Below are 6,405 nucleotides of genomic sequence, written 5' to 3'. Positions count from 1 at the left end.
CAATTACGAATTTACCATATTTAGCATCTTCGTTAAGTTCAACCGTTTCGATTTTCGGCTTTTCGATTTCAATCATTAACTAAACCCTCCTTCAAAACGTCGAAACCCCGGTTAAACAAAGGTATAACCCCTGTCTAACCGAAAGTCCCCCTTAGGCAGTTCCCGATTGTGCACAACAAGCGATGTTTCTGTACGAAATTTCTCGATAATGCATCATATCCATTATAGACAAAAGGGAAAATTCTATACAGAAAAATTACACACGACGACGTTTTGGCGGACGACATCCATTATGAGGAACTGGAGTAACATCTCTAATTGCTGTTACTTCTAGACCTGCAGCTTGAAGAGCACGAATTGCAGCTTCACGACCAGCACCAGGACCTTTAACAGTAACCTCTAAAGTTTTTAAACCGTGCTCCATTGCAACTTTAGCAGCAGCTTCAGCAGCCATTTGCGCAGCGAATGGAGTAGATTTACGAGATCCACGGAAACCAAGTGCACCAGCACTAGACCAAGAAAGCGCGTTACCGTGAGTATCTGTAAGTGTTACGATTGTGTTGTTGAAAGTAGAACGAATATGAGCTATACCAGCTTCGATATTCTTTTTCACACGTTTTTTACGAGTGTTTGTTTTACGTGCCATTGTTAGTTCAACCTCCTTTACTTATTATTTCTTTTTATTTGCTACTGTACGACGTGGACCTTTACGTGTACGAGCATTGTTTTTAGAATTTTGACCACGAACTGGTAAACCACGACGGTGACGAAGACCACGGTAAGAACCGATCTCCATTAGACGTTTAATGTTAAGAGATACTTCACGACGAAGGTCTCCCTCAACTTTAATACGATCGATAACATCACGGATACGTCCTAATTCGTCTTCCGTTAAATCACGAACTCGTGTTTCTGAAGAAATACCAGCTTCAGTAAGAATTTTTTCAGCAGTTGTGCGACCAATGCCGAATACGTAAGTTAAAGAAATAACAACGCGTTTGTCTCGAGGAATATCTACACCTGCGATACGTGCCATTCTGAATGCACCTCCTTCTGATTAACCTTGTTTTTGTTTATGTTTAGGGTTTTCACAAATAACCATTACTTTTCCACGTCTACGAATAACTTTACATTTTTCGCAGATTGGTTTAACTGACGGTCTTACTTTCATGTCTCGAACCTCCTTAAAGATTACGGAGTGCTATATTATTTAAAACGGTACGTAATACGACCACGATTTAAATCGTACGGAGATAATTCTACCGTAACTTTGTCTCCTGGTAAAATACGAATGAAGTTCATACGGATTTTACCAGAAACGTGAGCCAATACGACATGCCCATTCTCTAATTCTACTTTGAACATAGCATTTGGCAACGTTTCAAGAACGGTACCTTCGACTTCAATTACATCATCTTTAGCCATTCAATAGTTCTCCCTTCTTCAAATCAGTAACATTTTACACTGCTCTGAAATCCCGGAGAGCCAGCTACTTATAAAGTGGTAAGGATTTCGTATCCTGCTTCTGTAAGAGCAATCGTGTGCTCAAAATGGGCACACCATTTACCATCTACCGTTACCACTGTCCAGTCATCAGATAGTGTTTTTACATATCGTCTTCCTTGATTCACCATCGGCTCAACACAGATGACCATTCCCGGCTTTAATCTAGGGCCTCTATTTGGTGGACCATAGTGCGGGATTTGAGGGTCCTCATGTAAGTCTTGCCCGATTCCGTGACCAACATACTCCCTAACGATCGAGAATCCATTCTCTTCAGCATGGGTTTGAACCGCATGTGAGATATTTGATAATCTCTCGCCTGGTTTTACTTGTTCTAGACCAAGATACAACGATTTTTCTGTGACATCAAGTAGCTTTTGAACAGATTCAGAAATGTTTCCAACTGGATACGTCCATGCAGAATCTCCATGGTACCCATTGTATTTCGCACCAATATCGATACTGATGATATCGCCCTCTTTGAGCTTGCGCTTTCCTGGAATTCCGTGTACAAGCTCTTCATTTACAGAAGCACATATGCTCCCCGGAAATCCGTTGTATCCTTTAAAAGATGGCGTAGCACCATATTTTTGAATCGTCTTTTCCGCTATTTGATCGAGCTCTTTCGTTGTAATTCCTGGAGTAATGTGCTGTTTCAACTCTTGATGAGTTAAAGCAACGATTCTGCCAGCTTCTCGCATGATTTCTATCTCGCGAGGAGTTTTGCAGATGATCATTACGCTAAGCCTCCGATGAGAACATCGATATCAGCAAATACTTTATTGATATCTTGCTCACCATTAATGCTTTTTAAGTAACCAAGCTCGTCGTAGAAATCAAGCAAAGGTTTTGTTTGCTTAATATTCACATCTAAACGATTTGCTACAGTTTCTTCATTGTCATCAGAGCGTTGGTATAATTCGCCACCACATTTATCGCACACATCAGCTGTTGCTGGTGGATTGAATTCTAAGTGGTAAGTCGCACCGCACTCTTTACAAATGCGACGGCCTGTAAGGCGTTTTAATAACAACCCTGAATCCACATTAATGTTTAAAACATAGTCGATTTTTTTGCCAAGATCTTTCATAATCTCTTCAAGAGCTGATGCTTGTGCAACAGTTCGTGGGAAACCGTCTAGTAAGAAACCTCTTACGCAGTCTTCTTGACTTAAACGTTCACGAACAATTCCGATTGTAACTTCATCTGGAACAAGTGCACCTTTATCAATAAAAGATTTTGCTTGTAGACCCATTTCAGTTTCAGCCTTCATAGCTGCACGGAACATATCTCCTGTTGAAATGTGAGGGATGTTATACTTGGCTACAATCTGTTCGGCTTGTGTACCTTTACCAGCACCAGGAAGCCCCATTAAAATTAAGTTCATCCTTGTTCCCCCTCAGTACATGAGCATGTAGGGAAGATGGTTCTTCCCACTTACTCACTGCTTGATAAACCCTTTGTAATGGCGTTTTACCAGTTGGCTTTCTAGCTGCTTCATTGTTTCTAAAGCAACGCCGACAACGATTAACATACTCGTTCCACCAATCTGTGCAGATGGAGGAAGATTTCCCAATTTCGTAAAGATAACTGGTAAGATTGCAATCGCTGCTAGGAAAATTGATCCTACAAAGGTCAAACGATACAAGATTTTTGTTAGATATTGTTCTGTATTCTTACCCGGACGAATACCTGGAACATATCCACCTTGCTTGTTTAGATTCTCTGACATTTGCTCTGGATTAACCTGAACAAACGCATAGAAATATGTGAAGGCTACAATGAGCGCAACATATATGATCATTCCCACTGGGTGAGAATAGTTAAAGTTTGCAATAATCCACTGCGATACATCATGTTTCGGGAAGAACTGTGCAATAGTTGGAGGTGTAATTAAGAATGAAACAGCAAAAATGACTGGAATAACACCCGCACTATTTACCTTAAGCGGTAAATGTGTGTTTTGTGCTCCAGCATGATTCCCATTCCCTCCTGTTACACGCTTCGCGTATTGAATTGGGATCTTTCTAACAGCTTGTTGAATGAAAATAACACCAACAATAACTGCTAGCACAGCTAGTAAAATCAATGCAACTTTAACGATACTCATGAACAATTGATCTCCGATATTTTGAAACTGTTGTTGATACACTTGAGATATAACACTTGGGATCGCTGCAGCAATACCGCCAAAGATAAGGATGGAAATACCATTACCCACACCTTTAGCTGTAATCTGTTCGCCTAACCACATTAAAAATGCAGTACCAGCAGTCAGTACCGTAGCAATGTATAAATAAGTGCTCCAACCAGGATTCAAAATTAATTGCCCACCTACCATACCGTTAAAACCGATTGACATACCAAACCCCTGAATAAACGCAAGAACAATTGTAAAGTAACGCGTGAATTGCGTTAGTTTACGACGGCCCATTTCACCTTGCTTCGACCATTCCGAAAATTTAGGAACAACATCCATCTGCAATAATTGCACGATGATGGATGCTGTAATATACGGCATGATTCCCATCGCAAAGATGGAGAAGTTTTTCAAGGCGCCACCGCCAAATGTATTTAGAATACCTAAAGCATTTAATTGGTCTTGTGCTTTCAGTACGTCTCCATTTGTAAATGGCACTGGGATAAACGTGCCAATCCTGAATACGATTAACATCGCTAAAGTGAATAATATTTTACGTCTTATCTCAGCAACGCGCATAAAGTTGGAGATTGTACGAAACATTAGATCACCTCAACTGATCCGCCAGCTGCTTCAATTGCTTCTTTAGCACTTGAAGAGAACTTGTGCGCTTTAACAGTTAGTTTTTTCTCTACTGCTCCGCTTGCAAGAATTTTAACACCGTCGTTTAACTTGCTGATAACGCCAGTTTCCAGCAATAATTCAGGTGTTACTTCTGTACCATCTTCAAAACGATTTAACGTTGATAAGTTTACAATAGTAAACTCTTTACGGTTAATGTTTGTGAAGCCGCGTTTTGGTAAACGACGGAATAATGGAGTTTGACCACCTTCGAAGCCAAGACGAACACCGCCACCAGAACGTGCGTTTTGTCCTTTATGACCTTTACCAGCAGTTTTACCGTTACCAGAACCGATACCACGACCGACACGGTTACGTACTTTACGAGAACCTTCTGCAGGTTTTAATTCATGAAGTTTCATTCCCAGGCACCTCCTTATATTAATGAGTTATCCTTAAGCTTCTTTTACAGTTAAAAGGTGAGAAACTTTGTTGATCATACCAAGAATAGCAGGAGTTTCTTCCTTAACTACAGTTGAATTCAACTTTTTAAGACCTAAAGCTTCTACCGTCGCACGTTGATCTTGTGGACGACCAATTACACTACGAGTGAGGGTAATTTCTAACTTTTTCGCCATTTGTTTTCCCTCCTTAACCTAGTAGCTCTTCTACAGATTTACCGCGTAATTTTGCAACATCTTCAGCGCGCTTAAGTTCGCTTAATCCGTTCACAGTAGCGCGAATCATGTTGATTGGTGTGTTAGAACCAAGAGATTTCGAAAGAATATCTTGTACACCAGCTAATTCAAGTACCGCACGAACAGGTCCACCAGCAATAACACCAGTACCTTCAGCAGCAGGTTTTAAGAATACTTCACCAGCTCCAAAGTGACCGTTGATTGTGTGTGGAATTGTTGTACCAACTAATGGTACAGCGATTAAGTTTTTCTTAGCGTCTTCGATAGCTTTGCGGATTGCGTCTGGTACCTCTTGTGCTTTACCAGTACCGAATCCAACATGACCGTTTTTATCGCCAACTACAACTAGTGCAGCAAAGCGGAAACGACGACCACCCTTAACAACTTTCGCGACACGATTTATCGTAACTACACGTTCTTCAAGTTCTAATTTACTTGGGTCAATGCGATGCATCAATTTTCCCTCCTTTGACCATTAAAATTGTAATCCAGCCTCACGAGCAGCTTCAGCTAGAGCTTTAACACGGCCATGGTATAAGTAACCACCGCGATCAAATACTACTTCTTTAACGCCTTTCTCTACAGCACGCTTAGCAACTGATTCTCCAACTTTCGTAGCAGCTTCAGTATTGCTAGTACCGTTAAGAGCAAGGTCTTTATCAAGAGTAGATGCACTTACTAACGTTACACCATTCACATCATCAATAACTTGAGCGTAAATATGTTGGTTAGAACGGAACACGTTTAAACGTGGACGCTCTGCAGTACCAGTAAGTTTAGCACGTACACGTGCATGTCTTTTCTTACGAGTCGCATTTTTATCAGCTTTAGTGATCATTTTCTTGTCACTCCTTTCTCTCACCTAACGGGTTTACTTAGCAGTTTTACCTTCTTTACGACGAACAACTTCGCCTTCGTAACGAATACCTTTACCTTTGTAAGGCTCAGGAGCACGTACAGCACGGATGTTAGCAGCAAATTCGCCAACACGTTGCTTGTCGATACCTTTAATTACGATTTTAGTTGGTGCAGGTACTTCAACTTCAAGACCTGCTTCCGGAGTCATTTCTACTGGATGAGAATAACCTACGCTTAAAACAAGTTTATCTCCTTGTTTTTGAGCACGGTAACCAACACCGACTAATTCAAGTCCGCGTGCGAAACCTGCAGTTACACCTTCAACCATGTTTCCGATTAAAGCACGAGTTGTACCGTGTAATGCACGGTGTTCCTTCTGTTCAGATGGACGCTCAACTGTTAGTGTATTTTCTTCAATTTTGATAGACATATCAGCATTGAATTTACGAGTTAATTCACCTTTAGGGCCTTTTACTGTTACAGTATTGTCTTCTGCAATTGTAATAGTAACACCTGCAGGGATTTCAAGAATCTTTTTACCAATACGAGACATGTGGTCACACCTCCGTTCGTTTTAAATATATA

At 40.8% G+C, this 6,405-nt stretch carries 13 protein-coding genes; all 13 read right to left on the bottom strand.

Annotated features, from left to right (window positions below; genetic code table 11):
• Positions 1–76: hypothetical protein (locus BUA87_RS32015; RefSeq protein ID WP_256678996.1), on the bottom strand; the 76-nt coding region annotated here is incomplete at its 3' end.
• Between the two features lie 180 nt (positions 77–256).
• Positions 257–646 carry a 30S ribosomal protein S11 gene (rpsK, locus tag BUA87_RS28300; RefSeq protein ID WP_000101797.1) on the bottom strand — a complete coding sequence of 130 codons (390 nt, stop codon included), beginning with the start codon at positions 644–646 and terminating at the stop codon, positions 257–259.
• A gap of 24 nt (positions 647–670) precedes the next feature.
• Positions 671–1,036: a 30S ribosomal protein S13 gene (gene rpsM, locus BUA87_RS28295; RefSeq protein WP_000090792.1), complete on the bottom strand. Its 366-nt coding sequence runs from the start codon at positions 1,034–1,036 to the stop codon at positions 671–673.
• 21 nt (positions 1,037–1,057) lie between these two features.
• Positions 1,058–1,171, bottom strand: a complete 114-nt coding sequence (rpmJ, locus tag BUA87_RS28290) for a 50S ribosomal protein L36 (RefSeq protein ID WP_000868344.1) — start codon at positions 1,169–1,171, stop codon at positions 1,058–1,060.
• 35 nt (positions 1,172–1,206) lie between these two features.
• Entirely contained in the window at positions 1,207–1,425 is a 219-nt protein-coding gene (gene infA / locus BUA87_RS28285; protein ID WP_001029884.1) for a translation initiation factor IF-1, read from the bottom strand.
• Between the two features lie 68 nt (positions 1,426–1,493).
• The gene (gene map, locus BUA87_RS28280) at positions 1,494–2,240 is read right to left on the bottom strand and encodes a type I methionyl aminopeptidase (RefSeq protein ID WP_000582539.1); all 747 of its coding nucleotides are present in this window, start codon (positions 2,238–2,240) and stop codon (positions 1,494–1,496) included.
• A complete protein-coding gene (locus BUA87_RS28275) occupies positions 2,240–2,890 on the bottom strand; it encodes an adenylate kinase (protein WP_001048997.1) in 651 nt (216 codons plus the stop codon). Before BUA87_RS28275 ends, map begins: the two co-directional genes overlap by 1 nt.
• Positions 2,891–2,944: 54 nt before the next feature.
• Positions 2,945–4,246, bottom strand: coding sequence for a preprotein translocase subunit SecY (secY, locus tag BUA87_RS28270; protein WP_000490118.1), 1,302 nt, complete (start codon positions 4,244–4,246; stop codon positions 2,945–2,947).
• Positions 4,246–4,686 (bottom strand): 50S ribosomal protein L15, encoded by a 441-nt coding sequence (rplO, locus tag BUA87_RS28265; RefSeq protein ID WP_000766083.1) that lies wholly within the window; start codon positions 4,684–4,686, stop codon positions 4,246–4,248. The genes secY and rplO overlap by 1 nt, the downstream gene beginning before the upstream one ends.
• Before the next feature lie 33 nt (positions 4,687–4,719).
• On the bottom strand, positions 4,720–4,902 hold the full coding sequence (gene rpmD, locus BUA87_RS28260) for a 50S ribosomal protein L30 (protein ID WP_001085233.1): 183 nt from the start codon (positions 4,900–4,902) through the stop codon (positions 4,720–4,722).
• A gap of 13 nt (positions 4,903–4,915) precedes the next feature.
• Positions 4,916–5,416, bottom strand: coding sequence for a 30S ribosomal protein S5 (gene rpsE / locus BUA87_RS28255; protein ID WP_000554646.1), 501 nt, complete (start codon positions 5,414–5,416; stop codon positions 4,916–4,918).
• Positions 5,417–5,437: 21 nt separating this feature from the next.
• A complete protein-coding gene (gene rplR / locus BUA87_RS28250; protein WP_000628818.1) occupies positions 5,438–5,800 on the bottom strand; it encodes a 50S ribosomal protein L18 in 363 nt (120 codons plus the stop codon).
• Between the two features lie 33 nt (positions 5,801–5,833).
• Positions 5,834–6,373, bottom strand: a complete 540-nt coding sequence (gene rplF, locus BUA87_RS28245) for a 50S ribosomal protein L6 (protein ID WP_000086551.1) — start codon at positions 6,371–6,373, stop codon at positions 5,834–5,836.
• Positions 6,374–6,405 lie beyond the last annotated feature (32 nt).

This window comes from Bacillus sp. bc15 (assembly GCF_900142585.1).
Taxonomy (GTDB): domain Bacteria; phylum Bacillota; class Bacilli; order Bacillales; family Bacillaceae_G; genus Bacillus_A; species Bacillus_A cereus.
The sequence above is the reverse complement of the archived record's forward strand: the minus strand, read 5'-3'. Positions and strand labels throughout refer to the sequence as shown.

Coding starts and splice junctions, on each gene's coding strand:
- BUA87_RS28275 (WP_001048997.1), bottom strand. CDS start 2,890: ATGAACTTAATTTTAATGGGGCTTCCTGGTGCTGGTAAAGGTACACAA.
- rpmJ (WP_000868344.1), bottom strand. CDS start 1,171: ATGAAAGTAAGACCGTCAGTTAAACCAATCTGCGAAAAATGTAAAGTT.
- infA (WP_001029884.1), bottom strand. CDS start 1,425: ATGGCTAAAGATGATGTAATTGAAGTCGAAGGTACCGTTCTTGAAACG.
- rpsK (WP_000101797.1), bottom strand. CDS start 646: ATGGCACGTAAAACAAACACTCGTAAAAAACGTGTGAAAAAGAATATC.
- rplO (WP_000766083.1), bottom strand. CDS start 4,686: ATGAAACTTCATGAATTAAAACCTGCAGAAGGTTCTCGTAAAGTACGT.
- rplR (WP_000628818.1), bottom strand. CDS start 5,800: ATGATCACTAAAGCTGATAAAAATGCGACTCGTAAGAAAAGACATGCA.
- map (WP_000582539.1), bottom strand. CDS start 2,240: ATGATCATCTGCAAAACTCCTCGCGAGATAGAAATCATGCGAGAAGCT.
- rpsM (WP_000090792.1), bottom strand. CDS start 1,036: ATGGCACGTATCGCAGGTGTAGATATTCCTCGAGACAAACGCGTTGTT.
- rplF (WP_000086551.1), bottom strand. CDS start 6,373: ATGTCTCGTATTGGTAAAAAGATTCTTGAAATCCCTGCAGGTGTTACT.
- secY (WP_000490118.1), bottom strand. CDS start 4,246: ATGTTTCGTACAATCTCCAACTTTATGCGCGTTGCTGAGATAAGACGT.
- rpsE (WP_000554646.1), bottom strand. CDS start 5,416: ATGCATCGCATTGACCCAAGTAAATTAGAACTTGAAGAACGTGTAGTT.
- rpmD (WP_001085233.1), bottom strand. CDS start 4,902: ATGGCGAAAAAGTTAGAAATTACCCTCACTCGTAGTGTAATTGGTCGT.